At 74.0% G+C, this 25,694-nt stretch carries 29 protein-coding genes and 1 riboswitch; of the genes, 12 read left to right on the top strand and 17 right to left on the bottom strand.

Annotation, left to right across the window (positions count from 1 at the left end; translation table 11 throughout):
• Window positions 1-3: 3 nt before the first annotated feature.
• The 5 genes from AC069K_RS16240 to AC069K_RS16220 are packed head-to-tail and all read right to left on the bottom strand — an operon-like array spanning window position 4 to window position 4,993.
• Window positions 4-726 carry a VIT1/CCC1 transporter family protein gene (locus tag AC069K_RS16240; protein WP_478616441.1) on the bottom strand — a complete coding sequence of 241 codons (723 nt, stop codon included), beginning with the start codon at window positions 724-726 and terminating at the stop codon, window positions 4-6.
• Window positions 727-751: 25 nt separating this feature from the next.
• Window positions 752-1,981: an amidohydrolase family protein gene (locus tag AC069K_RS16235; protein ID WP_365113470.1), complete on the bottom strand. Its 1,230-nt coding sequence runs from the start codon at window positions 1,979-1,981 to the stop codon at window positions 752-754.
• Window positions 1,978-3,294, bottom strand: a complete 1,317-nt coding sequence (locus AC069K_RS16230) for an amidohydrolase family protein (RefSeq protein WP_478616437.1) — start codon at window positions 3,292-3,294, stop codon at window positions 1,978-1,980. Before AC069K_RS16230 ends, AC069K_RS16235 begins: the two co-directional genes overlap by 4 nt.
• 17 nt (window positions 3,295-3,311) lie before the next feature.
• Window positions 3,312-4,196, bottom strand: coding sequence for an SDR family NAD(P)-dependent oxidoreductase (locus AC069K_RS16225; RefSeq protein ID WP_478616434.1), 885 nt, complete (start codon window positions 4,194-4,196; stop codon window positions 3,312-3,314).
• Window positions 4,196-4,993: an acetoacetate decarboxylase family protein gene (locus tag AC069K_RS16220; RefSeq protein ID WP_478616431.1), complete on the bottom strand. Its 798-nt coding sequence runs from the start codon at window positions 4,991-4,993 to the stop codon at window positions 4,196-4,198. The genes AC069K_RS16225 and AC069K_RS16220 overlap by 1 nt, the downstream gene beginning before the upstream one ends.
• Window positions 4,994-5,114: 121 nt before the next feature.
• On the opposite strand from AC069K_RS16220, the gene AC069K_RS16215 reads away from it, so the two are divergent.
• From AC069K_RS16215 to AC069K_RS16185, 7 genes are all read left to right on the top strand, one after another.
• Window positions 5,115-5,738, top strand: a complete 624-nt coding sequence (locus tag AC069K_RS16215) for a TetR/AcrR family transcriptional regulator (RefSeq protein WP_365113462.1) — start codon at window positions 5,115-5,117, stop codon at window positions 5,736-5,738.
• A gap of 40 nt (window positions 5,739-5,778) precedes the next feature.
• Window positions 5,779-6,765, top strand: coding sequence for a DEDDh family exonuclease (locus AC069K_RS16210; protein ID WP_365113460.1), 987 nt, complete (start codon window positions 5,779-5,781; stop codon window positions 6,763-6,765).
• A gap of 53 nt (window positions 6,766-6,818) precedes the next feature.
• Window positions 6,819-7,052, top strand: coding sequence for a hypothetical protein (locus AC069K_RS16205; protein WP_266991763.1), 234 nt, complete (start codon window positions 6,819-6,821; stop codon window positions 7,050-7,052).
• A 56-nt stretch (window positions 7,053-7,108) separates the two neighbouring features.
• The gene (locus AC069K_RS16200; protein WP_365113458.1) at window positions 7,109-7,900 is read left to right on the top strand and encodes an SURF1 family cytochrome oxidase biogenesis protein; all 792 of its coding nucleotides are present in this window, start codon (window positions 7,109-7,111) and stop codon (window positions 7,898-7,900) included.
• 106 nt (window positions 7,901-8,006) lie between these two features.
• Window positions 8,007-9,788 carry a glycoside hydrolase family 15 protein gene (locus AC069K_RS16195; RefSeq protein WP_478616425.1) on the top strand — a complete coding sequence of 594 codons (1,782 nt, stop codon included), beginning with the start codon at window positions 8,007-8,009 and terminating at the stop codon, window positions 9,786-9,788.
• 4 nt (window positions 9,789-9,792) lie between these two features.
• Window positions 9,793-10,548, top strand: coding sequence for an SDR family oxidoreductase (locus AC069K_RS16190; RefSeq protein ID WP_478616422.1), 756 nt, complete (start codon window positions 9,793-9,795; stop codon window positions 10,546-10,548).
• 50 nt (window positions 10,549-10,598) lie between these two features.
• Window positions 10,599-11,156, top strand: a complete 558-nt coding sequence (locus AC069K_RS16185) for a tetratricopeptide repeat protein (protein ID WP_478616419.1) — start codon at window positions 10,599-10,601, stop codon at window positions 11,154-11,156.
• On the opposite strand, the gene amaP is transcribed toward AC069K_RS16185, so the two are convergent.
• From amaP to AC069K_RS16160, 5 genes are read right to left on the bottom strand one after another with little or no spacing between them, the layout of a single operon-like run.
• On the bottom strand, window positions 11,128-11,706 hold the full coding sequence (gene amaP, locus AC069K_RS16180; RefSeq protein ID WP_478616416.1) for an alkaline shock response membrane anchor protein AmaP: 579 nt from the start codon (window positions 11,704-11,706) through the stop codon (window positions 11,128-11,130). The genes AC069K_RS16185 and amaP overlap by 29 nt on opposite strands.
• 3 nt (window positions 11,707-11,709) lie before the next feature.
• Window positions 11,710-12,447, bottom strand: coding sequence for a DUF6286 domain-containing protein (locus tag AC069K_RS16175; RefSeq protein ID WP_478616413.1), 738 nt, complete (start codon window positions 12,445-12,447; stop codon window positions 11,710-11,712).
• A complete protein-coding gene (locus tag AC069K_RS16170; RefSeq protein WP_365113448.1) occupies window positions 12,444-12,851 on the bottom strand; it encodes a hypothetical protein in 408 nt (135 codons plus the stop codon). Before AC069K_RS16170 ends, AC069K_RS16175 begins: the two co-directional genes overlap by 4 nt.
• Before the next feature lie 9 nt (window positions 12,852-12,860).
• A complete protein-coding gene (locus AC069K_RS16165; protein ID WP_358831983.1) occupies window positions 12,861-13,052 on the bottom strand; it encodes a hypothetical protein in 192 nt (63 codons plus the stop codon).
• Between the two features lie 49 nt (window positions 13,053-13,101).
• The gene (locus AC069K_RS16160) at window positions 13,102-13,608 is read right to left on the bottom strand and encodes an Asp23/Gls24 family envelope stress response protein (protein ID WP_365113446.1); all 507 of its coding nucleotides are present in this window, start codon (window positions 13,606-13,608) and stop codon (window positions 13,102-13,104) included.
• A gap of 94 nt (window positions 13,609-13,702) precedes the next feature.
• Between AC069K_RS16160 and AC069K_RS16155 the strand changes: the two genes are divergently transcribed.
• Window positions 13,703-14,329: a hypothetical protein gene (locus AC069K_RS16155; RefSeq protein WP_478616408.1), complete on the top strand. Its 627-nt coding sequence runs from the start codon at window positions 13,703-13,705 to the stop codon at window positions 14,327-14,329.
• A gap of 319 nt (window positions 14,330-14,648) precedes the next feature.
• Here the strand turns inward: AC069K_RS16155 and AC069K_RS16150 are convergent, their stop codons facing one another.
• The 4 genes from AC069K_RS16150 to AC069K_RS16135 form a co-directional block, all read right to left on the bottom strand.
• Window positions 14,649-15,440, bottom strand: coding sequence for an enoyl-CoA hydratase/isomerase family protein (locus AC069K_RS16150; RefSeq protein ID WP_478616405.1), 792 nt, complete (start codon window positions 15,438-15,440; stop codon window positions 14,649-14,651).
• 147 nt (window positions 15,441-15,587) lie between these two features.
• Entirely contained in the window at window positions 15,588-15,809 is a 222-nt protein-coding gene (locus tag AC069K_RS16145; protein ID WP_067157635.1) for a helix-turn-helix domain-containing protein, read from the bottom strand.
• A gap of 347 nt (window positions 15,810-16,156) precedes the next feature.
• Window positions 16,157-17,755 (bottom strand): ABC-F family ATP-binding cassette domain-containing protein, encoded by a 1,599-nt coding sequence (locus AC069K_RS16140; RefSeq protein ID WP_358831987.1) that lies wholly within the window; start codon window positions 17,753-17,755, stop codon window positions 16,157-16,159.
• Window positions 17,756-17,940: 185 nt separating this feature from the next.
• Window positions 17,941-18,639, bottom strand: coding sequence for a PQQ-binding-like beta-propeller repeat protein (locus AC069K_RS16135; RefSeq protein ID WP_478616400.1), 699 nt, complete (start codon window positions 18,637-18,639; stop codon window positions 17,941-17,943).
• A 98-nt stretch (window positions 18,640-18,737) separates the two neighbouring features.
• On the opposite strand from AC069K_RS16135, the gene ypfJ reads away from it, so the two are divergent.
• Complete coding sequence (gene ypfJ, locus AC069K_RS16130) at window positions 18,738-19,631, top strand: KPN_02809 family neutral zinc metallopeptidase (RefSeq protein WP_365113885.1); 894 nt, start codon at window positions 18,738-18,740, stop codon at window positions 19,629-19,631.
• A gap of 125 nt (window positions 19,632-19,756) precedes the next feature.
• Entirely contained in the window at window positions 19,757-20,146 is a 390-nt protein-coding gene (locus AC069K_RS16125; RefSeq protein WP_478616397.1) for a VOC family protein, read from the top strand.
• Between the two features lie 6 nt (window positions 20,147-20,152).
• Here AC069K_RS16125 and AC069K_RS16120 read toward each other — a convergent pair whose 3' ends face one another.
• From AC069K_RS16120 to AC069K_RS16110, 3 genes are all read right to left on the bottom strand, one after another.
• Entirely contained in the window at window positions 20,153-21,472 is a 1,320-nt protein-coding gene (locus AC069K_RS16120; RefSeq protein WP_478616727.1) for a hypothetical protein, read from the bottom strand.
• 322 nt (window positions 21,473-21,794) lie between these two features.
• On the bottom strand, window positions 21,795-22,919 hold the full coding sequence (locus tag AC069K_RS16115) for an alpha/beta hydrolase (RefSeq protein WP_478616394.1): 1,125 nt from the start codon (window positions 22,917-22,919) through the stop codon (window positions 21,795-21,797).
• A 75-nt stretch (window positions 22,920-22,994) separates the two neighbouring features.
• Window positions 22,995-23,654, bottom strand: coding sequence for a class II aldolase/adducin family protein (locus AC069K_RS16110; protein WP_478616391.1), 660 nt, complete (start codon window positions 23,652-23,654; stop codon window positions 22,995-22,997).
• A gap of 221 nt (window positions 23,655-23,875) precedes the next feature.
• On the opposite strand from AC069K_RS16110, the gene AC069K_RS16105 reads away from it, so the two are divergent.
• Together AC069K_RS16105 and AC069K_RS16100 are read left to right on the top strand one after the other, a co-directional pair.
• Window positions 23,876-25,135, top strand: coding sequence for an inorganic phosphate transporter (locus AC069K_RS16105; protein ID WP_478616388.1), 1,260 nt, complete (start codon window positions 23,876-23,878; stop codon window positions 25,133-25,135).
• 28 nt (window positions 25,136-25,163) lie between these two features.
• Window positions 25,164-25,388, top strand: coding sequence for a hypothetical protein (locus tag AC069K_RS16100; protein ID WP_358831994.1), 225 nt, complete (start codon window positions 25,164-25,166; stop codon window positions 25,386-25,388).
• A 106-nt stretch (window positions 25,389-25,494) separates the two neighbouring features.
• A riboswitch (cobalamin riboswitch) is annotated at window positions 25,495-25,691 on the top strand.
• Window positions 25,692-25,694: the final 3 nt, after the last annotated feature.

Genomic DNA, 25,694 nt, shown 5'->3' with positions numbered 1-25,694 from the left:
CCCTCACACCCCCGCCGCCCCCAACGCCACCCCCGCCGCATACGTCACCCCCATCGCCACCGCACCCCCACCCACGTTCCGCAGCACCGCCGCCCCCACCGGGGCCGCGCCGAGGCGGGCGCTCCACCAGCCCGTCAGGGTCAGGGCGGCCAGGACCGAGACGACCGTCACGTACAGGCGGACCGGGGACGGGGGCAGGACGATGGCGAGGAGGGGGAGCAGCGCGCCCGCCGTGAAGGCGAGGAAGCTGGCGCCCGCCGCGTGCCAGGGGTTGGCCAGTTCGTCGGGGTCGATGCCGAGCTCCACGCGCGCGTGGGCGCGCAGGGCGTCGCGTTCGGTGAGCTGCTCCGCCGCCTCCCGTGCCAGTTCGGCGCTGAGGCCGCGGTCCTCCAGCAGGCCGGTCAGCTCGTCGAGTTCGGCCTCCGGCTCCTCCCGCAGTTCGCGCCGCTCCATCGCCAGCGCGGCCTTCTCGGAGTCGCGTTGGGTGGAGACGGAGACGTACTCGCCCGCCGCCATGGACATCGAGCCCGCCAGCAGGCCCGCGAGACCCGCCGTCAGCAGGGCGGAGCGGTCGTCCGTCGCGCCGGCCACGCCGACGACGAGGCCCGCCGTGGACACGATGCCGTCGTTGGCGCCCAGGACCGCCGCCCGCAGCCAGTTCAGGCGCGTTCCGAGGCCGCTCCGGTGGGCCTCGTCGTGGCCCTCGGCCGTCTCCGCTTCCGTCATGCGGCGAAGGGTCTCACCCCCCGCCTCACCACACCCGTACCGACCCGCCCCGCGCGAACACCGGGCTCGTGGCGTCCGGCGGGACCTCCTTCAGGGGCTCGGCGATCTCCGCGACGGTCGGGCCCGCCTTCGCCGCGATCGGGTCGAGGAGCGTCAGGTCGAAGCCGTAGACGCGGGCCGCGTTGCCGCCCACCATCGCGGCCACCTCCTCCGGTGGCAGGCCCGCGTACGCGATCCGCAGGCCCTCGCGGGAGTACGGGGTGGTGCCCTCGTCGTGCGGATAGTCGCTGCCCCACATGATCTTGTCGAGGCCGATCCGGTCGCGCAGGGGCACCTCGTGGGGGCGCATGAAGCTGGCGCCGACGTAGCAGTTCTCGCGCCAGACCCGGCTGGGGCCCCTGCCCATGGACTCGGCCAGGCCCGCGCCGAACTTGGACTCCGCGGTGGCCGCCCGGGTCGCCGCCGCCACCAGGCGCTGGTGGTAGTAGTCGAGCATGTCCATCACCCCGGGGATCCAGCCGGAGCCCTGTTCGGTGAGGATCAGTTTCAGTGCCGGGTGGCGGTGGAAGGCGCCGCCGAAGATCAGGTGCCAGAGCGCGCGGTGCGAGAACCAGGTCGTCTCGACCATGAAGACGGCCCGGGCGGCGGGCTCCTCCCCCAGCGGCGGCGAAGCGGAGCCGCCGTGGTGGTTGACCGGTACGCCGAGGTCGGCGCAGGCCGCCCAGATCGGGTCGTACACGTCCGAGTACAGCTCGGGCACGCCCGAGCCGGGCGGGGCGCCCGGGAGCAGGATGCCGCCGGTCAGGCCCGCCTCCTTCGTCCGGTGGATCTCGGCCACCGCCGCGTCGACGTCGCCCAGCAGGATCTGTGCGACGCCCGCCCTGCGGCCCGGCTCCCGGGCGCAGAAGTCGGCCAGCCAGCGGTTGTGCGCCCGCAGCCCGGCCCAGCGCCGCTCCAGCTCCTCGCCGGTCGGCGTGGGCGCCATGAGCGCGGCCGAGGGGAAGAACGGCGGGATGGTGTTGGGGAAGACCACCTCGGCGACGATCCCGTCCGCCTCCAGCTCGGCCACCCGCCGCGCGGAGTTCCAGTTGCGGTCGGCGGTGTCGGCCAGCAGGTCCTCGTGGGGGTTGACGTAGGTGGCGGCCCAGGCGTCGAAGTCGTCGTGGTACCGCTTCTCCAGGTACGGCTTGTAGTCGAGGAGGTCGGCGCCCGCGTGGCAGTCGGCCGAGATCACCGTGTAGCGGTCGGCGTTCACGACACCCCCAGGACGGGGAAGTCGTGGTCGGTGAGCCAGTGGCGTCCCACCTCCCGCGAGCGCGCCCAGGACGCCTCGACGGCCGACTGGTCCTCGCTCTGCCCGAGTTCGGCCGGGGTCGGGCCGATGCGGCGGGCCAGCGGGGCCAGCTTCGCGGTGTCGAAGCCGAAGACCTCCGCCGCCGCCAGGCCCAGCATCCGGCGCGTCTCGGCGACGGGGATGTCGTGGAAGGTCCTGCGCAGCCACTCCCGGGTGTGCGGCCAGGTGCCCTCGGGGTGCGGGAAGTCGGAGCCCCAGAGGATGTTGTCGACGCCGATCTCGTAGCGCTGGGCGAGTTCGCGCCGCTTGGTGTTGGTGGCGCAGACGAAGACCTGGCGGTCCAGGTACTCGCTGGGCGGCCGCTTGAGCTCGGCGAACGGCGAGAGCTTCTTGCCTCCGTGCGCGCCCAGATAGAGCCGGTCCATGAACCACAGCAGGTTCGGCAGCCACCAGCAGCCCGACTCCGCGACGCCGAAGCGCAGCCCGGGGTGGCGTTCGAAGACGCCGGACCAGAGCAGGAACCACAGCGGCCGGGCGGGCCACCAGGTGACCTCGCTGACGTAGATGCCGAGGTGGTCGCCGTACTCGTGGCGGGGTGCGGCGCCCGAATGGGTGAGGACCGGCATCGCGGTCTCGGCGGCCGCCGCCCAGACGGGGTCGTAACGGCGGTCGTGGTAGGGGGCCTTGTCGACCCACATCGAGGGGATCATCAGCGCGCCGAGCCCGGACTCCCTGGCCCGGTGGATCTCCGCGACCACCCGGCCGACGTCGCCGGTGACCGGCAGCAGGGCGACCCCGCAGTGCCGTGCCGCGTCCTCGGGAGTGCCGCCGACGAACTCGGCGAGCCAGCGGTTGTGCGCCTGCGCGCCCGCCATGCCGAGGTCGGGGTCCTGGTCGCCGGAGAGGCCGAGGCCGACGCCGAAGGGGGCGGCGGTGCGGCTGTCGACGGCGTCCGCGTCGGGGAAGACGACCTCGGCGGCCACCCCGTCCCCGTCGAGCTCCTTGAGCCTGCGGGTGGGGTCCCAGCCGCCCTTGAGGCCTTCCTCGTTGTCGGCGAACCACCGGTCCGCGAAGGCCTCGTTGCGGACCCCGAGCCGGGTCATCTCCTCGCGGCGGCGCTCGCGCCCGTCGAGGAAGTCGTCGAAGTCCCGGTGGAAGCGGGCGTCGAGGTAGGGCCGGTACCGCTCGGTGGGGAGCCCGGCGTGGCAGTCGGAGGAGATGATCAGGTACGGGTCGTGGTGCCCGCCCTCGGGTGTGCTGTGCTGCTGCGGCATGACGGACTCCTCGCGGGTCAGTCGAGAATGAAGCTCTCCAGGTACGACGGGTTGGCCCGGTCCAGCATCGAGCGCGACCTCGCCCTGATCTGGCGGTCGCTGTGCTCGCTCTCCGGGAGCATCCAGAAGCGGTCGGCGCGGATGCCGTCGACGACCGTTGCGGCGACCTCCTCGACGGGGGTGAACGCGATCTCGTGCCCGGCCTCCCGCATCGCCGCCTCCCACTGGCCGAGGCTGCGGTAGGGCGCCTTGCGCGGGCGCTCCTTGGCGTACCGGGCGGGCCGGTTGCGGTGCGACTCCCACAGGCCGGTGCGCAGCATGTGGGGTCCGGGGAAGAGCACGGACGCGCCCACGCGCGCGTGCTCGGCCCGCAGATGCGCGTACAGCGACTCGGTCATGGTGACGACGGCGGCCTTGGTGACCGCGTACACGGACGCGGTGGGCAGCGGCGCGATCCCCCCGTCGGCGGAGGAGGTGTTGACGACGTGGCCGGGCTCGCCGGACGCGATCATGCGGGGGACGAACGCCTGGATGCCGTGGAAGACGCCCCACACATTGACCGCGAAGGCCCACTTCCAGTCGTTGACCTCGTGCTCCCACATCCGGCCCTCGGCGCCCGAGCCCACGCCCGCGTTGTTGCACAGGACGTGGACGGCGCCGAACGTGTCGTACGCCGCGTCCGCGAGCTCCCGCACGGACGCGCGCTCGGAGACGTCGACCACGCGCGCGTGGACCCGCGCCCCCTCCTCGCGCAGCTCCGCGGCCGCCTTCTCCAGGGCCGCCTCCTCGACGTCCGCGAGGACCACGCGCAGCCCCTCGGCCGCGAACCGGCGGGCCAGGGCGAGCCCGATCCCGCTCGCCGCGCCGGTGACGACGGCGACCTGCCCCTCGGCGAGCCGCATCACGCGCTCCCCGCGGGCGGCCCGTCGAGGATCTGCGCCGGGTCGTCGTAGCGCTGGTGGATGTACGGCAACAGGTCCCGCGCGCTGACCCGTGTCACCACCCGGCCCCGCTGGTCGGTGGTCTTCTCCCCGATCGTGATCTCCACGACGCGGTGCACGGGCAGGTCCGCCACGGGGTCGTACATGGACTCGCGCAGCACCACGTCGCCGGTGATCCGCTCCAGCCTGCGGACCTTCTCGTGGCGTACGCAGTGCACCAGCACCGGGTCCGCGTCGAAGCCCTCGCCGTCCACGGCCGGCAGGAACTTGAAGTAGAAGTCGACCTTCTCGGCGGGCTCCGGCAGCGGCAGGGCCCGGTCGACGGCGCCGCGCACCTCCACGAAGGCGATGCCGTGCCGGGCGAGCGCGGCCCGCACGACGAGTCCGTCCCGTTCGACGGTGACCTCGCCGAGCTTCTTGGGTTCGCCGAAGACCTCGCGTCCGCCGATCAGCGCCCGCTCGTGGGTCATCGGCATCACCAGCGGATACCAGCCGGGCTGCCCGTCGTGCACGGCGGAGACCGCCACCGAGCCCGCGCCCAGCGGGTAGCCGGGCAGGTCGACCCGGCTGATGTTGGCCCGTACGAGTGAATCCCCGGCGGGCTTGAGCGGCGGTGGCAGCACGGCCGCCACCGCGTCGGGATCGCTCTCCCAGACGGCCACCACCCCGGTGGACCAGATGTCGGGGAGACGTGAGCTCGCGGTGCGCGCGGCCCGGATCTCGTCCTCGGTCCGCGCGCCGTACCGTACACGTGCCATGGCGTACCACCCTTCCTGGGTCGTGCCTCGCCGTGCGGTCCCCCGGGTCTGTAACACAGTTACACCGAGCCCGATGAAGGGTAAAGGGCCGTGCGGGCACCGGAGTTGGGAGGCGCGGGCCATGACGCGTACGTCTCTGAGCCGTGAGGAGATCCTGGCGGCCGCCGGGTCCCTGGTCAGACAGCACGGCCCGGCCGCCCTGACCATGCGCAAGCTGGCGGCGGAGCTGGGCACGGCGGTCACCTCGATCTACTGGCACGTCGGCAACCGCGAGTCGCTGCTCGACGCGCTCGTGGAGCGGACCGTGCGGGAGCTGGGCGAGATCCGGCCGCGCGGGCGCACCCCGGCCGCCCGGATCGTCTCGGTCGCCACGGCGCTGCGCCGGGAGCTGCGCGCGCGCCCGCACCTGATCGCGATGGTCCACGAACGCGGCCTGACCGACCGGATGTTCCTGCCCGCCCAGCAGGCCCTGGTCCACGAGGTGCACACGGCGGGGCTGCGCGGGAGCGCGGCCGCGCGGCTGGTGCGGGCCGTGCAGTTCCAGGTCGTCGGCCACGTCCTGGTCGAGCGCTACCGCGAACGCGCCCCCGCCCAGCACCCCGGCGAGGACGAGCTGTGGCACACCGCGCCCGCCGGGCACGACCCCGAGCTCGCCCGCGCGCTGGCCCGGCCGCCGGACGCGGAGCGGCTGTTCGCGGTGTCGGTGCGGGCCCTCGTGGACGGCCTGCTCGCACAGCCGCGTTGACGGGCGCCGGTCGGACTGTCAGTGCGGCCCCGTATTCTCTGTGACCATGCTCGACGACCGTACGACAGCAGCAGCGACGTGGCCGGCCGCCTACCCGCAGGGGTACGCGGTCGTCGACGTGGAGACCACCGGCCTCGCCCGCGACGACCGGATAGTCTCTGCTGCCGTCTACCGCCTGGACGCCCAGGGCAACGTCGAGGACCACTGGTACACGCTGGTGAACCCCGAGCGCGATCCCGGCCCGGTCTGGATCCACGGTCTGACCACCGACGTCCTGGCGGGCGCGCCGCTCTTCCCGGACATCGCCGGGGAGTTCGCCGAGCGCCTGGACGGGCGGGTCCTGGTCGCGCACAACGCGATCTTCGACTGGCAGATGATCGCGCGGGAGTACGCACGGGCGAAGAGCGCGGCGCCGGTGCGCCAGCGGCTGTGCACCATCGCGCTCTCCAAGGAGCTCGCCCTGCCGCTGCCCAACCACAAACTGGAGTCGCTGGCCGCGCACTACGGAGTGGTGCAGCAGCGCGCGCACCACGCCCTGGACGACGCGCGCGTGCTGGCCGAGGCGTTCCGCCCGAGCCTGCACCAGGCGGCGCGGGTCGGGGCGCGGCTGCCGCTGCTCGAATGCCGCCCGCTCACCGAGTGGTCGGACGGGCCCGCCACCCCCCGCATCGGCTACCAGGCGACGGGGCCGTACGGACGGAGTTCGAGCTGGCGCCCCGCGCGCAAGCGCCCGGCGTGCCCGTACCCCAACCCCGGGCGTTACGAAGCGGACAAACCACTCAAGCAGGGCATGCGGGTGGCGTTCTCCGGTGACACCTCCATCGACCGCGACCTCCTGGAGGACCGCGCGGTCGAGGCCGGGCTGCACGTGGCGAGCAGCGTCTCGCGGCTCACCAGCCTGCTGGTCACCAACGACCCGGACTCGGCGACCTCCAAGACCGTGAAGGCGAAGGCGTTCGGCACCCCGGTCATCGACGAGGCGGCCTTCACCCAGCTGCTGCGGGACGTGGCTCCGGCAGACGGGTGACCGCGTGGCGTGCCGTCCGGTGTTCCGGCGCGGCACGCTCCACCCTGTGGCGCATGGCACGTTGCGAGGTCTGCGGGAACGACTACGGGATGTCCTTCGAGGTGCACGCGCAGGGCGCGGTGCACGTCTTCGACTGCTTCTCGTGCGCCATCCACCGCATGGCGCCCATCTGCGAACACTGCCGGGTCCAGATCATCGGCCAGGGCGTCGAGGTCGAGGGGCACTGGTACTGCGGCGGGCACTGCGCCCGAGCGGAGGGCCAGGTGGGCATCGTCGACAAGGTCTGACCCGCGTACCCCGACCCCCGTGAGAACACCCCGCGCCGGAGTTGTACCGTCGTGGGGTGTACCGCTTCCTGTTGTCCCGGCAGTGGGTGCTCGTCACCCTCCTCGCCCTCGTTCTCATCCCCACGATGATCGAGCTGGGCTTCTGGCAGCTGCACCGCCACCAGCACCGCGTGGCCCAGAACGGCGTCATCGCGGCCAACCTGAAGGCCGAGCCGGTCCCGGTGACCGCGCTCACCTCCCCCGGTCACACCGTCCCGCACGCCCAGTACTGGCGCCGGGTCACCGCCACCGGCACCTACGACACCGCCCACGAGGTCGTGGTGCGCCGCCGCACCGCCGCCGACGGACGGGTCGGCTACCACGTCCTCACCCCGTTCGTCCTCGACGCCGGACCCACCGTGCTGATCAACCGCGGCTGGGTGGCGGACAACGGCAGCCAGACGGAGTTCCCCCGCATCCCGGCCCCGCCCCGGGGCGAGGTCACCGTCACCGGACGGCTGATGGCCGACCAGACGACCGCGGCCAGCGGCATCAAGGACGTCAAGGGCCTGCCGCCCCGCCAGGTGATGCTGATCAGCAGCGCCCAGCAGCAGAAGGCGCTCGGCCGCCCGGTCCTGGGCGGCTACATCGAGCAGACCGCGCCCGAGCCCCCCGGCAACTCCCCCGAACTGATCCCGGCCCCGGACCACTCCTCCATCGGGCCCCACATGGCGTACGCCGTCCAGTGGTGGCTGTTCACCGCCGGGGTCCCGGTCGGCTGGGTGATCCTGGTGCGCCGCGAGAAGCGCGACCGGGCCGAGGCCGCGGCGAAGGGCGACACGGCCGCGCCGGCGCCCGCGGCCGCCTGACCGGCGCGCCCTCGCGCCCCCGTCCGCGCCGGTCGGGAGCGTCCGGCCGTACGGAGTGACGCACCTGGCTGATTGACAATTCCACCGGGCGGGAACACGCCAGAGCGTGACGCGACGCATCCAACGCATCGAGGACTACGCCCTCATCGGCGACCTCCAGACCGCCGCCCTCGTCGGCCGGGACGGCTCCATCGACTGGCTGTGCCTGCCGCGCTTCGACTCCGCGGCCTGTTTCGCGGCGCTGCTGGGCGACGACGACAACGGCCACTGGCGGATCGCCCCGGCGGGTGCCGGGGACTGCACGCGCCGCGCCTACCTCGACGACTCGCTCGTCCTGGAGTCCGTCTGGGAGACCCGCGGCGGGACCGTACGCGTCCTCGACTTCATGCCGCAGCGCGACACCGCGCCCGACGTCGTCCGGATCGTCGAGGGCATCAGCGGCAGCGTGGAGATGAACTCCGTGCTGCGGCTGCGCTTCGACTACGGCCGGGTGGTGCCCTGGGTGCGCCGCGCCGACGGCCACCGGGTCGCGGTCGCCGGCCCCGACTCGGTCTGGCTGCGCACCGACCCCGAGGTCAAGACGTGGGGGCAGCAGCTCAGCACCCGCTCGTCGTTCACCGTCGACGCCGGCGAGAAGGTCGCGATGGTGCTCACCTGGCACCCCTCGCACGAACCGCGCCCGTCGATAATCGATCCGTACGAGGCGCTGGAGCAGAGCCTGGAGGACTGGCGCGCGTGGGCCGGCAAGTGCCGCGACTGCGGCCCCTACCGGGACGCCGTCGTCCGCTCCCTGATCACCCTGAAGGCCCTCACCTACGCACCGACCGGCGGCATCGTCGCCGCCCCGACCACCTCGCTCCCCGAGGAGATCGGGGGCGTGCGCAACTGGGACTACCGCTACTGCTGGCTGCGCGACTCGACGCTGACGCTGGACGCGCTGGTCTCGGCGGGCTACCTCGACGAGGCGGCGGCCTGGCGCGACTGGCTGCTGCGGGCGGTCGCGGGCGACCCGGCCGACCTCCAGATCATGTACGGCCTCGGCGGCGAGCGGCGGCTGCCGGAGCTCGAACTGCCCTGGCTCAAGGGCCATCTGGACTCCGCCCCGGTCCGGATCGGCAACGCCGCCGTCAAACAGCTCCAGCTCGACGTGTACGGCGAGGTCATCGACTCCCTCCATCTGGCCCGCACCTCCGGCATGGCTGCCAAGCGGCACACCTGGAACGTGGAGCTCAGCCTGCTCGGGTTCCTGGAGGCGCGCTGGCGCGAGCCGGACGAGGGGCTGTGGGAGGTGCGCGGGGAGCGCCGCCACTTCGTCCATTCCAAGGTGATGGCGTGGGTCGCGGCGGACCGCGCGGTCAAGGCCCTGGAGTCCGACCCGTCCCGGCGGGGGGACGCGGAGCGCTGGCGGCGCATGCGGGACGAGGTGCACCGGGAGGTGTGCGAGAAGGGCTTCGACGCCGAGCGGAACACCTTCACCCAGTCGTACGGGTCCACCGAGCTGGACGCGGCGACCCTGCTCATCCCCCGGGTCGGCTTCCTGCCGGGCGACGACCCGCGGGTGATCGGCACGGTCGACGCGGTCCGCGCCGAGCTGGGCCACGACGGCTTCGTACGCCGCTACTCCACCGAGGGCGCCACGGTCGACGGGCTGCCCGGTGACGAGGGCACCTTCCTGGTCTGCTCGTTCTGGCTCGCCGACGCGCTGCGGCTGACCGGCCGCGAGAAGGAGGCGCGGGAGCTGTTCGACCGGCTCCTCGGGCTCCGCAACGACGTCGGGCTCCTCGCCGAGGAGTACGACCCGGTGGCCGGCCGGCAGCTGGGCAACTTCCCGCAGGCCTTCAGCCACATCGGACTGGTGGCGACCGCGATGGGGCTGGAGGCAGGATAGGCGCATGGATCTTGGACTGAAGGACCGCGTCTACGTCGTCACCGGCGCCTCCCGGGGCCTCGGCCTCGCCGCCGCGCGGGCGCTCACGGCCGACGGCGCGAAGACGGTGGTCAGCGGACGCGACGAGAAGGCGGTCACCGCGGCGGCCGGGGAGCTGGGCCCGAACGCGCTGGGCGTGGCCGTCGACAACGCCGACCCCGCCGCAGCCTCCCGGCTGATCGCCACCGCCCGCGAACGGTTCGGCCGCTTCGACGGCGTACTGATCAGCGTCGGCGGGCCGCCGCCCGGCTTCGTCGCCGACAACACCGACGAGCAGTGGCGGTCGGCCTTCGAGTCGGTGTTCCTGGGCGCGGTACGGATGGCGCGCACCGCGGCGGAGGAGCTGGACGAGGGCGGGGTGATCGGCTTCGTCCTGTCGGCCTCGGTCCACGAGCCCATCCCCGGCCTGACCGTCTCCAACGGCCTGCGCCCGGGCCTCGCGGGCTTCGCCAAGTCCCTCGCGGACGAACTGGGCCCGCGCGGCATCCGCGTGGTCGGCCTGCTCCCGTCCCGCATCGACACCGACCGGGTGCGCCAGCTGGACGCCCTCTCCGGCGACGCGGAGGCCGCCCGCACGGCCAACGAGTCCCGCATCCCCCTGCGCCGCTACGGCACCCCCGAGGAGTTCGGCCGCACGGCCGCGTTCCTGCTCTCACCGGCCGCCTCGTACCTGACGGGAGTGATGCTGCCGGTGGACGGCGGCGCCCGACACGGTTTCTGAGCCCGCCGGAACGGCAGGCGCCCGGCCCGGCGAGGGGGTAGGAACGCCCCATGGAGGAACCGGAGTTCACGTCCCGGTACGACGAGGCGCTGGCCGACTCGGCGGACATCCTCGCCATGGCCGAGGCGCTGGCCGCCGTACGGCCCGGCACCTACCTGCCGGACCTCGCCGAGGCGCTCGCCGGACACGCCGCACTGCTGGCCCACGCCGGCCGGTACGCGGAGGCGCTCGGGCCCGTCGAGCGGTCGGTGGCCGTCCGGCGCGAGCTGGCGGCCACGGGCCCCGGCGCCCACCGCGAACCGCTGGCCGGGGCGCTCGGCGCGCTCGCCGCGGTGCTGGGCGCGCTGGAGCGGTACGCGCCCGCCCGGGAGGCCGCCGAGGAGAGCGTCGAGCTGTACACCCGGCTGGCCCGGGAGGACCCCGTTGCCCATCGGCCCGCTCTGGCGGCCGGGTTGGGCGCTCTCGCCGCGCTCCTCGACGCGCTGGGCGAGCGGCGCGCCGCCCGGCGGGTGTCGAGGCGGGCCGGGCGGGTCCGCGGCAGGCTGGACCGGGACCGAGGCGGTCCGGGCCGGGCCGGGGTCAGGTCACGCGGTGGGCGCGGTGTTTGACGGCGCGCATACGGACCTCGGCCGGGAGGGCCGCGAGGCCGGCCGAGTCGCGGGCGTGGGCCAGGGACTCCGTGGTGAGGCGGGAGAGGGCGTCGGCGGGGGCCGCGTGGGGTTCCAGGAGCAGGGCCACACGGGCGGCGGGCGTGGTGCGGCGGCCGTGCAGGGTCGCCCGGGCGCGGGCCACGCCCGGCAGCGCCTCCGCCTCGTCCGCCAGCACCGTCTCCAGGGCGCGGCCGCGCAGCAGCGCGCCCTCACCGTCGCCCGAGTCCACCAGGACCTCGGCCAGCCGCGCCCGGCGCAGCTGGGCGAGCAGCCACCACAGGGTGAGCAGGACGAGCACGGCGAGCGCGGCGATCACCGTCGGCCACCACCAGCCGTGGTCGTGCCAGCGTTCGCGGCGGGCCCGGCTGAGCAGGACGTCGCCGGTGTCCGTCCACGGCCACCACGACGGCACCGACAGGCCGGCCCCGGCCGCGAGGACCGCGCCTCCCACCGCCGTCAGGGCCAGCCCGGCGAGGCCGGTCAGTACCCGGTTCACGGTCCTGAGCATGGGTCACCTCTTCCTGGCGGCACGGCCCACCCGTACGGAGAGCCCGGGCTGTCCGGCGAGCCCGAGCTCCTTGATGGCCGCGCCGAGCGCGGCGTCCAGATCGGCCCGTACGTCGTCGAGCTCGCGGAAGTGCGAGACGGCCCGTACGGCGACCTTGGCGCGGCCCGTCCTGACCCGCACCGACTGCACCCCCGGGACCTCCATGGCCCGGTCCCGCAGCACCAGCGCGGCGGCGGAGCGGTCGAGCCCGGCGCGTACCGAGGCCGAGGGGCGGCGCATCGGCAGCACGTCCCGCAGCCCGGGCGTCACCGCCAGCACGACCAGCCAGAGCCCGAGGGCGACGCCGACGCCGGCGCCGACGAGCACCACCACGTCGTCCACGGTGTGGCGGGCCAGCCAGTGCGCGAGTCCGCGGCGCCAGCGCATCGCGGGGCGGTCCGCGCGTACGGCCGCGACGTCGTACAGCAGCAGCCCGGACGCGGCCAGGACGACCAGGGCCACCAGGGCCGCGGGGATCCGCCGCGCGGACCAGAAGCGCCCGGCCCGGCGGCCCCCGCCCCCGTCCTCACCCTCGGCGAGGACGGGCACGGGGTCGTAGGCGGCGGACGAGTGCGACTGGTCGAACCCGTTGTCGCCGACGCCTGCCCCGGGGGTCTTCTCCATGACGACGGGCAGCGGCCGGGTGGCGCCGTCCTCGCCGCCGTACGCGTCGTCGCGCTCCGGCCGGCCGGTCCCGCTCATGTGATCCTCCCCCGGTCCGCCGCACCGGTGTGCGCCGCGTGCAGCCGCTCGATCTGCACCGCCACCTCGGGCACCTCCATGCCCGCCAACGCCCTTACCCGCTCGGCCACGCGCCGACGCACCGCGCCGCACTGGGCGCCGAGGTCGGAGGGGTAGCCGAGTTCCAGGCTGACCCGGACCCGGGCCACCTCCTGGTGGACCGTCACCGCCGCGTGGGGCGCGTTGCCGCCCTCAGGGGGCGCGCCCAGTGCCTCGCGCGCCGCCTGTGCGGCGATCTTCGCGACCACCCGGTCGGCGATCCGCGTCGCCCCGCGCCCGGCGGGCGCGACACGACCCGGAGTGGTGGCACGCGCGGGCGCGCCGGAGCCGGAGGAGCCCGGCGACGCCGTCGACGACACCGTCATCGGAGCGCGTCACCTCAGCCGGTCGCCGCGGTCCCGGGGACGGAAGAAGTCCCCGGGTTCGAGATCGCCCTCCAAGAACCTGCCCACCACGAACCCGATCGCGCCCAACGCCGCGACCAGCAGGAACGCCCCGAATCCGCCGAAGTATCCGGCGAAGCCGAGCGCCATGCCGGCCACCAGTCCGATCACCGCCATGCTCATTCTGAGCTCCTCAGTCGCTCCTCGTCGGGGGCCGGGCCGCACCGGGGCCTCACTGGAGCCGCGGCTCCGGCTCGTCCTCTTCCTCGTCCGGCAGTTTCACGTCGCTCACCGCGATGTTGACCTCGACGACCTCAAGCCCGGTCATCCGCTCGACGGCCGTGATCACGTTCTCCCGTACGGCACGGGCCACATCCGAGATCGACACGCCGTAATCGACGACGATCTCGATGTCGAGCGCCGTCTGGACCTCGCCGACCTCGGCCTTCACCCCGCGCGCCACCGCGGCCTTGCCACCGCCCGGCACCCGGTCGCGCACCGCGCCGAACGTACGGGACAGTCCGCTGCCCATCGCGTGCACACCCACGACCTCGCGGGCCGCCATCCCGGCGATCTTCTCGACCACACCGTCGGCGATGGTGGTGCGTCCGCGCGTGCCGGGGTCGCCACCGCCGCGCCGGGCCGGGGAGTTCTTTCTGGTCCCGCCGATCCCGCCCTCGGAGTCCCTGTCGCCCGGGCCGGACGGTTCGGGGCGGCTGCTTCCCATGGTGTCGCTCATGGCGTTCATCCCTTTCGGCTTTCCCCCTCCCCTCAGGTGCCCACACTAAGCGCGGTTGCCCCGTCTCGCGCCCGGGATGCGGCAGGGTGGAGCAATGACGCCAGACGCATGGAGCACGGAGGTACGCCGCCGACTCGCCCTGGGCAGGCTGCTGCCTCTCGGGGACGCGGCCGACGGCGCGTGGATCACGGAACGGGCGGCCGGGGCGGTGCTGCGGGCGGCCTGCGCGCCGGTGCCGGGCCTGGCCGTGACGTCCCTGCGCCTGTCCCTGGCCGACCCGGCGGCGGCCGGGACCCCGGTGGTCGCGCCACCCCCCAGCGGGCTGCCGCCCGGTGAGCTGCGGGCGGTGCTGGAGGTGGCGGTCTGGGGCGCGGACCGTCCCCGGACGGAGGAGGTACGGGAGGCGGTCCTGGACGCGTCGCACGCCCGCCTGGGCCTGCGCGTCTCCCGGGTCGACATCCGGGTGACGGCCCTGCTGGACACCCCCGCGGATCCCGCGCCCCCGATTCCCCCACCCGAGGTACACCCGTCCCCCGACCCGGCGCTGCGGGCGGTGCCCGGGGTGGCGGGGGTGACGTCGGAGCTGCCGGGCTCGCTGGGGGGCGGGGACGGTCCGGGGTGGGTCGAGGTGGTGGTCGCGGCGGGGTATCGGGCGGTGGATGTGGTGCGGGGGGTTCGCGGGGTGGTGGGGGGTGGGGTGCTGGTGACGTGGGTGGGGTGAGGTGCGGCGTTACCAGTCCCCCACCCCCCGCCCCTTCCCGAAAGCCCACGGCCGGGCGGCTGCTTCGTCGCCGTCCGCACCCGAGTGGGGGCTGACCGCGCAGTTCCCCGCGCCCCTGGGGGTGCGGTGTGGTGCGCATCGTCGGAGTGCCGGGGGGGGGCCGGAGGTCCCTTCAGGGGCGCGGGGAACTGCGCGACCAGCCCCCACCGGCCCGCAGGCCGAAGGGATTCGGGGCGCAGCCCCCAGCGGGGTCCGGGGGCGGAGCCCACGGCAGCGCGCCGCCAATCCCGGCCCACCCCGGAGGGTCCCCCCCAAAGAATTACTCCCCCACCCCCGCCAGATCCCGCAGGCGCCTCCCCTGAGCCCCCCGCTCAGCCACCCGCTGCTCCTCGTACGACCGCCCGGCCACCCCCCGCAGCAACGTCTTCGTCTCGATCACCGCATCCCGCGGCGCCGCGACGAGCGCGGCCGTCAAGTCCCGTACCGCCGCGTCCAGTTCGGCGACCGGCACCGCGAGGTTCGCCAGCCCGATCCGCTCCGACTCCTCCGCTCCGACGAAGCGGCCGGTCACACAGATCTCCAGGGCGCGGGCGTAGCCGACCAGGCTCACCAGGGGGTGGGTGCCGGTCAGGTCCGGCACCAGGCCCAGGCTGGTCTCGCGCATGGCGAACTGCACGTCGTCCGCGACGACGCGCAGGTCGCAGGCGAGCGCGAGCTGGAAGCCCGCGCCGATCGCATGCCCCTGGACCGCCGCGACCGACACGATGTCGTTGCGGCGCCACCAGGTGAACGCCTCCTGGTATTCGGCGATGACCCCGTCCAGCTCCTCGTCGGAGCCGCGCGCGAGGTCGAGGAAGGAGGGCTCGCCGTCGAAGCCCTCGGGAGTGAAGGCCTGACGGTCGAGTCCGGCGGAGAAGGACTTGCCCTCTCCCCGCAGGACGACGACCCGGACGGTGCCGGGCAGTTCCTGACCGGCCGCCGCCAACGCCCGCCACAGAGCGGGAGACTGGGCGTTGCGCTTGTCCGGATTGGTCAGGGTCACCGTGGCGACAGCGTCGTCGACGGTGAGCCGGACGCCGTCCTTGTCGAGTACGGGGTCGGGCGAAGCCATGGGGCGCCTCCGGGTCGGGTGCGGTCAAAATAAGTGACTGCACAGTAACCACCCGGTCGACCGCGCGGCCGACCGGGTGGCAACCCGACCCGACGGGCCCCGGAGCCGTGTCCCGAGGGACCGCTCCCGGACCCGCCCGGGCCCCGGTCAGGCCGAGGCGGTCTTCTTGCCGCGTGTCGCTCCGCCGCGTCCGCGCAGTACCACCCCGGACTCGCTGAGCATCCGGTGGACGAATCCGTAGGAGCGGCCGGTCTCTTCGGCCAACGCCCGGATGCTCGCACCGGAGTCGTACTTCTTCTTCAGGTCTGCCGCGAGCTTGTCGCGCGCGGCGCCGGTCACCCGGCTGCCCTTCTTCAGAGTCTCGGCCACCCGTGCCTCCTCATGGGAAGTGCGCTCTGGACTTCTCATGATCACCCCTCCCGGGCTTCCTGGCCACCCATTCGGCAAGGTCGGTGCAAGCGGGTTTCGGCGCAGGGCGGCGCTGGACAGGGCCGGAATAGGAAATTCCGCTCGGCCGCGGAACCACCCCGCGTCCCAGCGGGCCGAGAACCCGCTGGTCAGAGGTGTGCTCGGGGTCACTCTCCGGAATCAGTCCGTCCCGTACGCACCGGATCTTGATCCCGTGCATGACACGCCGGGGTACGAGACGCACTCACTCAGATTGAGGATCACGCGTGAGCCGAATGATCCATACGGAGTGGATCAGTCGCCCAGCGTCACGCCAGGGCGACCAGATCCGCGTAGTCCGGACCCCACAGGTCCTCGACCCCGTCGGGCAGCAGAATGATGCGCTCGGGCTGTAGAGCCTCGACCGCGCCCTCGTCGTGCGTCACTAGAACGACCGCGCCCTTGTACGTACGCAGCGCGCCCAGGATCTCCTCGCGGCTGGCCGGGTCCAGGTTGTTGGTCGGCTCGTCGAGGAGCAGGACGTTGGCGGACGAGACCACCAGCGTGGCGAGGGCCAGCCGGGTCTTCTCGCCGCCGGAGAGCACGCCCGCGGGCTTGTCCACGTCGTCGCCGGAGAACAGGAACGAGCCCAGCGTCTTGCGGACCTCGACCAGGTCGAGGTCGGGGGCGGAGGAGCGCATGTTCTCCAGGACCGTACGGTCCGGGTCGAGCGTCTCGTGCTCCTGGGCGTAGTAGCCCAGCTTGAGGCCGTGACCCGGCGTGACCTGGCCGGTGTCGGCCTTCTCGGCGCCCGCGAGCAGCCGCAGCAGGGTCGTCTTGCCGGCGCCGTTGAGGCCGAGGATGACGACCCTGGACCCCTTGTCGATGGCCAGGTCGACGTCGGTGAAGATCTCCAGCGAGCCGTACGACTTGGACAGGCCCTCGGCGGTCAGCGGGGTCTTGCCGCAGGGCGCCGGGTCGGGGAAGCGCAGCTTGGCGACCTTGTCGGAGACGCGGACCGCGTCCAGGCCCGAGAGCAGCCGCTCGGCGCGCTTGGCCATGTTCTGCGCGGCCACCGTCTTGGTCGCCTTGGCGCGCATCTTGTCGGCCTGGGAGTTGAGGGCGGCGGCCTTCTTCTCGGCGTTCTGGCGCTCGCGCTTGCGGCGCTTCTCGTCGGCCTCGCGCTGCTGCTGGTAGAGCTTCCAGCCCATGTTGTAGACGTCGATCTGGGAGCGGTTGGCGTCCAGGTAGAACACCTTGTTGACAACCGTCTCGACCAGGTCCACATCGTGGGAGATCACGATGAAGCCGCCCCGGTAGGACTTGAGGTAGTCCCGCAGCCAGACGATGGAGTCGGCGTCGAGGTGGTTGGTCGGCTCGTCGAGGAGCAGGGTGTCGGCGTCCGAGAACAGGATGCGGGCGAGCTCGACGCGGCGGCGCTGACCGCCGGAGAGGGTGTGCAGCGGCTGGCCGAGCACCCTGTCGGGCAGGCCGAGCGCGGCGGCGATGGTGGCGGCCTCGGCCTCGGCGGCGTACCCGCCCCGGGTGAGGAACTCCGTCTCCAGGCGCTCGTACTTCTTCATCGCCTTCTCGCGCGTGGCGCCCTTGCCGTTCGCCATGCGCTCCTCGTTCTCGCGCATCTTGCGCAGCACCTCGTCGAGGCCGCGCGCGGAGAGCACGCGGTCGCGCGCGAGGACGTCGAGGTCGCCGGTACGGGGGTCCTGCGGCAGATAGCCGACCTCACCGGAGCGGGTGATGGTGCCGGCGGCCGGGATGCCCTCACCGGCGAGGCACTTGGTGAGGGTGGTCTTGCCGGCTCCGTTGCGGCCGACGAGGCCGATGCGGTCGCCCTTGGCGACGCGGAAGGAAGCGTTCTCGATGAGGATGCGGGCGCCGGCGCGCAGCTCGATGCCGGTGGCGGTGATCACGGAAATACTCCAGGGCGGTATGGACGGCGGGGTGGACGGGGGTCGAAGGAGTGTCGACGCCGTCTAATGCACAAGGAGAATTGCCATGGGCCAATTCTAGCGGGGGCGTGCAACTGCTTTTACGTGCGGTGATCCCTTGGGCAAGGTCGTCCGCGGGGCCCGGTGGCGGCCCTCCCCGAACGCCGTCACACGCCCCGTGCGGCGCCCACGCGCGCGGGGAGCTCGTTGCCCAGCGGGGTGCGGCCGGGCGCGACGGGTCCGAGGGGGTCGACCGCCACCAGCTCCTGGGTCCACACGTCCCGGTCGGCGCAGGGCTGGGCGAGGATCAGCACGCCCGCCACGCGCGCGACGCGGCCCGGGTCGAAGGCGCACCCCGGCCGGGCGGGCAGCGTCCAGCGCAGGTCCCCGTCGGCGGTGCGGTACGCGGCGACGCGCTCGGGGGTGACGACGGCCAGCATCCCGTCGCCCCGGGGGGCCGGGGCGAACTGCTGGAGGACGCCCGCGGCCCGGCCGGGGCGCCCGGCGAGCCAGCCCGCGAGGCCGGGGACGGCCCGGTGCCAGCGGACGGCGCCGGCGGAGAGCACGCGCGCGGTGTCGGTGACCATGCCGTCGCTCCACAGGGCGAAGGCGTGCCCGGGCGCGCCGCGCACCGCGAGCGGACGGCGTCCCTCGCGGCGGTAGGTCCAGCTGCGCGCCCCGCTCCTGGGGTCGTATGCCTCGACGGCCGCGCCCCGCACCCGTACCGCGGGGCGGGCCGGCGCGGCGGCGGGCAGCACGGTGAGGCGGTCGCCGTAGGGGGCGGGCCGGGCCTGCTGGGCGGCGGTGACGAGGGGGAGGGCCAGTACGGCGGCGACGGCGGCCAGCGCGAGACGGTTCCGGTCCATGAGGCGCCGAGCGTACCGGCCGCCGTGCCGAAACGGGCGCAACACCATGACGTGTTCCATACTCGTGCGTGGTACCGCGTGACGGAGGGTGGTGGCCCGTGCAGTTCGACGACGACGCCGATCTGGACACGTCCGAGGTCAAGGACGTCCGGGGCAGCCGGGTCCCCGGCGGCAGAGCCACCATCGGCGGCGGCCTCGTCGGGATCGTCGCGCTCGTCCTCGGCCTGCTCTTCGGGGTCGGACCCGACCAGCTGGGGCTCTCCTCCGGCGACTCCGACCCGGCCACCTCGGCGTCGGCCCAGGGGCAGGTGCAGGCGAGCTGCCGCAAGGGGCGCGACGCCAACACCAAGGAGGACTGCCGCGTCCTGGCGGTCGTCAACAGCGTGCAGGACTTCTGGTCGCAGGAGCTCCCGCGCCGGGGCGGGCGCTACACGTCCGCGCAGACGGTCTTCTTCACCGGCCGCGTCCCCACCGCGTGCGGGACGGCGACCTCGGCGGTGGGGCCGTTCTACTGCCCGGGCGACCGGCAGGTCTATCTGGACCTGGGGTTCTTCGACGACCTGCGGACCAAGTTCGGCTCCACGGGCGGCCCGTTCGCCCAGGCGTACGTGGTGGCGCACGAGTACGGGCACCACATCCAGAACCTGATGGGCACCCTCGCCCGGTCCCAGGACGGGCGGCAGGGCGCGGGCAGCGCCTCCGTCAGGGTCGAGCTCCAGGCCGACTGCTACGCCGGGGTGTGGGCGCACCACGCGACGACCACACCGGATCCCAGAACCGGCAGGCCGCTGCTGACCCGGCTGAGCGACCAGGACGTCAGGGACGGCCTGGACGCGGCGGCGGCCGTGGGCGACGACCGGATCCAGGAGAGGTTCCAGGGCCGGGTCACCCCCGAGACCTGGACGCACGGCTCGGCCCAGCAGCGTCAGCAGTGGTTCCGTACCGGGTTCCAGTCGGGCGACACGGCCCGCTGCGACACGTTCGCCCGCTGAGCCGCCGGGTCTTCCGGGCCGCCCGCGCACGGCCCCCGGGGCGTTGTCAGTGCCGGGTGCGAGACTGAGATCCAGGTCACAGCGGGCCGCTACGACGACGGCGGCGACAGGGACGGGAGTACGTCATGAGTGTGTATCCGACGATTCTGTACAGGGACGCGAAAGCCGCGATCGGGCTGCTGAGGGACGCCTTCGGGTTCACGGAGACGGCGGTGTTCGAGGACGCGGAGGGCCAGGTGCTCCACGCCGAACTGGCCAGCGGCACCGGCGTGGTGATGCTCGGCTCCAAGGGCCGGGGCGGCGTCTTCGCCAACGCCCTGCGCGACGCGGGCCCGGTGGGCGTCTATGTGGTGGTGGACGACGTGGACGCGCACCACAAGCGGGCGGTGGAGCACGGCGTGGAGATCCTGATGGAGCCCACCGACCAGGACTACGGCTCGCGCGACTACATGGCGCGCGACGCCGAGGGCAACGTGTGGAGCTTCGGTACGTACGCCCCCGGCGCGGCCGGCTGACCCCGGCTACACCCCGCTCGTGTGGACCTGGAAGGCCGCGCGGCGCACGGCCTTGGCGAGGGCCGGGTCCGGATGGGCGGCCGCCAGGGCCACCAGGACCTGCACGGTCCGGGGGTGGCCGACGGCCCTGACCTCGTCGAGCAGGGCCGGGACGGTGCCCTGCACGGCGGAGTCGAGGTGGCGCACCATCAGGTCGACCTCGCCGTGGTCGGCGACGGCCGCGGCGGTGTCGACCCACAGCCAGGTGGACTCCTCGCGGGTGAGGACGGCGGTGGCGTCCTCGGGGTCGGTGCCCTCGTGCTCGGCGAGCCACAGCAGGGCGTAGGGGCGCAGGAAGATCTCGTCGGTGGCGGCGCGCACCTCGGGTTCGGCGGGCGCGCCGACGACCCGGAGCGCCTCGAAGGCGAGCCCGCGCACCAGGGCGTCCTCGCCCCGGGCCGCGTCGAGCAGCTCCGTCACCGCGCTGCCGACGGGCCGGGCGGCGAGCCAGGCGCGGTACTCGGCGCGGGCGGGGCCGGGGGTGAGCCGGGCGCAGCCGCGCAGCATGTCCTCGGCGGACTGCTCGATGTTGCCGGCCGGGCTCTGCGCGGCGACGCAGATCTGCTCCAGCTTGACCCACACCGCCCAGTTGCCGAGCGGGGTGAGGGTGGCCGAGCCCTCGCCGAGGGTGAGCGCGCCGACGGCGGCGAGCCCGGCGAGGGCCCAGTCGAGGAGGAGGGAGAGGAAGGCGAGGGAGGCGGGGCGATCCCCGCCGGCGGCGTCCGCGCCGGTGCCGTCGGGCACCTCGCAGCGCTCGTCGCGCAGTTCGGCGACGCGCTGGCCGAGCAGGTCGAGCAGGGCCGGTACGAGGACGGGACCGGCCGAGAGCTGGAGGAGGGAGAGCACCTGGGGGACGGCTTCGACGACCTCGGCCACGGCGGCGGGCGCGATGGCGGCCGGAGCGGGGTGGACGATCGACCAGGCGTCGAAGAGGGCGACCCAGCCGCGCAGCACGGCGGCGTCGTCGCGGTCCCACGCGCGCAGCCGCCAGCCGGGGCGGGCGGTGCCGCCGTGCAGCTCGACGAGTCCGGCGAGCCGGGCGCGGTCCCAGCCGGCCCGCACCTGGGCGGGTGTCAGGCCCAGGGTGACGGAGGCCTGTTCGGCGGCGGCGCCGGAGAGGGTGCCGGCCGGGGCGGGGCGCGGCGCGGTGCCCCGGGCGCGCTCGGCGTCGGCCCAGCGGGCGACGCGTACGGCGTCCGCGAGCACCGCTCTGGCCTGGCGGGCCAGTTCGGCGGGGGCCGGGGTGCCCTCGGGCGGCCGGGACGCCCGGGAGCGGCGGTCGCTCACGGCGCGGCGGGCGCTGGCGAGGGGCCGGGCGTCCTTCGCGTGCGGTGTGCGGACAAGCCGCAGTCTGGAGTCTCGCGGCAACTTCTCATCAGGCTTCCGGGACGTCACGGATGCAGTCTTCCCGTTGACGGCCGGAAAGCCCAAACGGAATGGCGGGCACCTGCCTTTCGCACCGGCCCGGCGCGACGGGGCACGCGGCGGCGGGCCCCGGGGAGGGCGCCTCGCGGGGGCGGCCCGAAAGCCGAAGCGGAACGGGCGCCCCGATCGCCGGGGCGCCGCCGGCGGGCACGCGCGCGCCACGGGTGGGCGCCGGCACCGCGGGTCACATGAGCGGGGTCAGGAAGCGCCGCAGGGCCTCCTCGTACCGGTCAGGGTCGGCGTTCCACATCGCGGCGTGCGGGGCGTCCGGGACCGTGTGAAGGGTCACCAGATCGGGTCGGCGGGCGGCGAGTTCGCGGGTGAGGGGCCAGGAGGCCAGGGTGTCGCCGGGGCCGTGGAAGACCAGGGCCGGCACGCTCAGGGCGGCCGGGTCGGACACCCCGCGCAGCCGGCCGCCGTGCGGGCCGGTGCGGCCCTGCGCGGCCCGGACGGCGAGCGGCAGCAGCGCGCCCGGGGCGCCGTGCGCGACGGCGAGGGCGCGTACGGTGCCCTCCCAGTCGAGCACCGGCGAATCCAGGACGAGGCCCCGGATCCGCTCGCGCATCCCGGAGTTCGCGGCGGCGAGCAGGGCCATGGTGGCGCCGGTGGACCAGCCGTGCAGGATCACGTGCCGGGCGCCGGAGCGTACGGCGTAGCGGATCGCGGCGTCGAGGTCGCGCCACTCCGCGTCGCCGAGGTGTCCGAGACCGTCCGGGGAGCGGGGGGCGCCCGCGTCGCCCCGGTAGGCGAGGTCGAGCACCGGCAGCCGGTGGCGGTGCAGGAATCCCATGACGTTGAGCGGGTGCTCCCGGGTGGTGCCCAGGCCGTGCACGGTGATCACCCAGGTGTCGCGGGCGCCCGGCACCACCCAGGCGGGCAGCACACCGAGCTCCGCGGGGATCTCGACGTCCTCGTGGCGCAGCCCCAGCGCCCCGGCCGGGGTGCCGTGGTGGACCTGCGGGGTGAGCCGGACCCGGTCCCCGGGCTGGGGGCTCCCCCGGGTGACCCGCTCCAGGCGGCGCACCACGGTGTCCGCGGCGTGCGGCACGTCGACGACCTCGCCGACCACCGCGTGGACGCCGGAGCCCTCGATGCCGTACACACCGGGGCGCAGCGAGGCCAGGCAGCGGGTCAGGGCGATCCGCCCGGGCGCCGTGGCGTGCACGGTGAGCTCGGGGTCGGCGGGCAGCGGGCGGCCCGGCGGCACCTTGAGGGCCGCGTCGCTCGCGTACCGTCCGGCGGCCACCGCTGCCGCGCCGACGCCGATGAGTGTGGTGACGGCCGCTGCCGTCGCTGTAGCCGGGCGCACCGTTCCAGTGTCGGCAGTAAGCGGCGCCACGGCCAGTGGGCGGGGCCCACCGGGACACGTGTGGCGTACGGGACGTCAGCGCTGTCCGTACCCCCGGAACTGCTCGGCGGCCCGGTCGAGGTCGTCGGCGGAGAGCAGGGAGGGGGTGCGGCCGGGCACGGAGGAGGCGGCGAGCCAGAGCCGGCACATCCATTCCAGCTGGGCGGTGCGGTCGTACGCCTGGGAAAGGGTGGCTCCGCAGGTGACCGTTCCATGGTTCTGGAGGAGGCAGCCGGTGCGGCCGTCGAGGGCGCCGAGCATGTTCGCGGCGAGTTCCTCGGACCCGTAGAGCGCGTAGGGCGCGACCCGGACCGGTCCGCCGAGCTCGGCGGTCATGTAGTGGACCGGCGGGAGCTCGGTGACCAGGGTGGAGACGGCCGTGGCGTGGACGGCGTGGGTGTGGACGACGGCCCGGGCGTCGGTGTGCCGGTAGGCGGCCAGGTGCAGGGGGAGCTCGCTGGTGGGCCGCAGGGTCCCGGCGACCTGCCGGCCGGTGAGGTCGACGGCGACGGTGTCGCCGGGCCCGAGCCGCTCGTACGACACCCCGCTGGGGGTGACGAGCACCAGGTCCCCGACGCGTACGGAGACGTTGCCGGAGGTCCCCACGACCAGGCCCGCCTCGGCGGTGCGGCGCGCGGTCGCGGTCAGCTCGGCCCAGGCCTCGGCGGTCTCGGCGGCGTCGTTCGGCTCTCCCATGGGGTGATCCTCGCAGGGTCCGCGCCGGGGGCGGGAGAGTGAACGGAATCCTGCCTCCCTGGGACCTACGGCCGATATGCCCGTTCTGCGGGGAAGCGCGTATCCCAAATCCCGGCCAAGAAGCGCCGGGATACACCGTGCGGTCCGGCCCAGTTCACCTTCCGTTCATTCAGGTTGCTTACGTTCGTCCAGCCACTGACGTCGAACGATTGCCTGGGTAAATGGAACACATCACGCTGCTGCTCGCCATTGTGGTCGTGACAGCTCTAGTGTTCGATTTCACGAACGGTTTCCATGACACCGCCAACGCGATGGCCACGACCATCTCGACCGGCGCCCTGAAGCCCAAAGCCGCGGTCGCCATGTCGGCCGCGCTCAACCTGGTCGGCGCGTTCCTGTCGGTGGAGGTCGCCAAGACGATCTCCGGCGGGATCATCAACGAGAAGGGCCTCCGAACAGAGGTCATCTTCGCGGCGCTCGTCGGCGCCATCCTGTGGAATCTGGTGACCTGGCTGCTCGGACTGCCGTCCAGCTCCTCCCACGCGCTGTTCGGCGGTCTGATCGGCGCGGCCGTGATGTCGGCCGGCTGGTCCTCGGTGAACGGCTCGACCGTCGTCACCAAGGTGCTCCTGCCCGCCGTCGCCGCCCCGATCGTCGCGGGCGTCGCCTCGATGCTGGCCACCCGGCTGACGTACCGGATCAACCGGAACGCCGACCCGGCGGCCGAGAAGGCCACCGCCAAGGGCTACCGGGCCGGGCAGATCGCCTCCGCCGGCCTCGTCTCGCTCGCCCACGGCACCAACGACGCGCAGAAGACCATGGGCATCATCACCCTCGCCCTGGTCACCGGCGGCGTGCTGCACCCGGGCGCCAACCCCCCGCTGTGGGTCATCGTCTCGGCCGGCATGGCCATCGCCATGGGCACCTACCTCGGCGGCTGGCGCATCATCCGCACCATGGGCAAGGGCCTGACCGAGCTGGCTCCGCCGCAGGGCTTCGCCGCCCAGTCCGGTGCCGCGACCGTCATCCTGGCCTCCTCGCACCTCGGCTTCTCGCTCTCCACCACCCAGGTCTGCTCCGGCTCCGTCATGGGCGCCGGCCTCGGCCGCAAGGGCGGAGTGGTCCGCTGGTCCACCGCGACCCGGATGTTCATCGCCTGGGGCCTGACCCTGCCCGCCGCGGGCCTGGTCGGCGCCGGCGCCGAGTTCCTCGCCGGACGGGGCACCTGGGGCATCGTCCTCGTGGCGGTCCTGCTGGTCGGGGGCTCCGGCTTCATCTGGAAGCTGTCGCGCCGCCAGCCGGTCGACCACAACGACGTCACCCACGTCCCGGCCGCCGTTCCGGCCGAGCCCGCCGGTGTCGTCACGACCGCGATGGCCGCGGTCACCCCGCCGCCCACCGCCGCCGCCGCGGCCGTCGACCTGACGGCCACCATCCCGGCGCCCGCCCCCGCCGACCCGGCCCGCCCGGCCGTCGTCTGACCCGGCCGCGCTCCCCGAAGGAATCGTCATGCACATCGACTGGGCAGCTCTCGGCACCGTCTTCGGTGTCAGCCTCATCGTCACCGTCGGCCTGGTGGGCCTGTTCACCGTCGGCATCGTCGGCCTCAGCAAGCAGCAGTCGGCGGCGGCCGGCAAGGGCAACGTCGCCGTGGCCCGCACCACCGCCTACCTCTGCTTCGCGCTCTGCGCGGCGGCCGTCGCGTACGGCATCAACCTGATCGTCGCCAAGTAGGCCGACGACCGGCGCCGCACCCTCCACAACCGCCCTCCGGCCCTGCCGGGGGGCGGTTTCCTGTGTGCCTGCGCACACTCTCCCGTCGCAGGTCAGCAGCGAGTTGACGGGCGTTCCCGGGCATGGTGGACTGCCCGAGCCATTTACGGCGGCAGAAGAGGAAGCCGGTGCGAATCCGGCGCGGTCCCGCCACTGTCATCGGGGAATCATCCCCGTGAGCCAGGAACTCTCACCGCCGGTCGACGTCGTACCAGGGCGCGGACACCCTGAGTGAGGACATACCGCCATGCGCGCCTGCCTGTTGCC

It is taken from the genome of Streptomyces sp. NPDC043908, assembly GCF_056435525.1.
Note: the sequence above shows the minus strand (reverse complement) of the source record. Positions and strands in the feature narration are given on the sequence as shown.

Excerpts from the sequence above, each read along its gene's own strand:
- AC069K_RS16100 (WP_358831994.1), top strand. The coding sequence starts at position 25,164 with ATGCACATCGACTGGGCAGCTCTCGGCACCGTCTTCGGTGTCAGCCTC.
- AC069K_RS16225 (WP_478616434.1), bottom strand. The coding sequence starts at position 4,196 with ATGCGGCTCGCCGAGGGGCAGGTCGCCGTCGTCACCGGCGCGGCGAGC.
- amaP (WP_478616416.1), bottom strand. The coding sequence starts at position 11,706 with ATGCTCAGGACCGTGAACCGGGTACTGACCGGCCTCGCCGGGCTGGCC.
- AC069K_RS16185 (WP_478616419.1), top strand. The coding sequence starts at position 10,599 with ATGGAGGAACCGGAGTTCACGTCCCGGTACGACGAGGCGCTGGCCGAC.
- AC069K_RS16150 (WP_478616405.1), bottom strand. The coding sequence starts at position 15,440 with ATGGCTTCGCCCGACCCCGTACTCGACAAGGACGGCGTCCGGCTCACC.
- AC069K_RS16110 (WP_478616391.1), bottom strand. The coding sequence starts at position 23,654 with ATGGGAGAGCCGAACGACGCCGCCGAGACCGCCGAGGCCTGGGCCGAG.
- AC069K_RS16170 (WP_365113448.1), bottom strand. The coding sequence starts at position 12,851 with ATGACGGTGTCGTCGACGGCGTCGCCGGGCTCCTCCGGCTCCGGCGCG.
- AC069K_RS16155 (WP_478616408.1), top strand. The coding sequence starts at position 13,703 with ATGACGCCAGACGCATGGAGCACGGAGGTACGCCGCCGACTCGCCCTG.
- AC069K_RS16205 (WP_266991763.1), top strand. The coding sequence starts at position 6,819 with ATGGCACGTTGCGAGGTCTGCGGGAACGACTACGGGATGTCCTTCGAG.
- AC069K_RS16165 (WP_358831983.1), bottom strand. The coding sequence starts at position 13,052 with ATGAGCATGGCGGTGATCGGACTGGTGGCCGGCATGGCGCTCGGCTTC.
- AC069K_RS16175 (WP_478616413.1), bottom strand. The coding sequence starts at position 12,447 with ATGAGCGGGACCGGCCGGCCGGAGCGCGACGACGCGTACGGCGGCGAG.
- AC069K_RS16125 (WP_478616397.1), top strand. The coding sequence starts at position 19,757 with ATGAGTGTGTATCCGACGATTCTGTACAGGGACGCGAAAGCCGCGATC.
- AC069K_RS16215 (WP_365113462.1), top strand. The coding sequence starts at position 5,115 with ATGACGCGTACGTCTCTGAGCCGTGAGGAGATCCTGGCGGCCGCCGGG.
- AC069K_RS16190 (WP_478616422.1), top strand. The coding sequence starts at position 9,793 with ATGGATCTTGGACTGAAGGACCGCGTCTACGTCGTCACCGGCGCCTCC.
- AC069K_RS16240 (WP_478616441.1), bottom strand. The coding sequence starts at position 726 with ATGACGGAAGCGGAGACGGCCGAGGGCCACGACGAGGCCCACCGGAGC.
- AC069K_RS16230 (WP_478616437.1), bottom strand. The coding sequence starts at position 3,294 with ATGCCGCAGCAGCACAGCACACCCGAGGGCGGGCACCACGACCCGTAC.
- AC069K_RS16160 (WP_365113446.1), bottom strand. The coding sequence starts at position 13,608 with ATGAGCGACACCATGGGAAGCAGCCGCCCCGAACCGTCCGGCCCGGGC.
- AC069K_RS16220 (WP_478616431.1), bottom strand. The coding sequence starts at position 4,993 with ATGGCACGTGTACGGTACGGCGCGCGGACCGAGGACGAGATCCGGGCC.
- AC069K_RS16135 (WP_478616400.1), bottom strand. The coding sequence starts at position 18,639 with ATGGACCGGAACCGTCTCGCGCTGGCCGCCGTCGCCGCCGTACTGGCC.
- AC069K_RS16105 (WP_478616388.1), top strand. The coding sequence starts at position 23,876 with ATGGAACACATCACGCTGCTGCTCGCCATTGTGGTCGTGACAGCTCTA.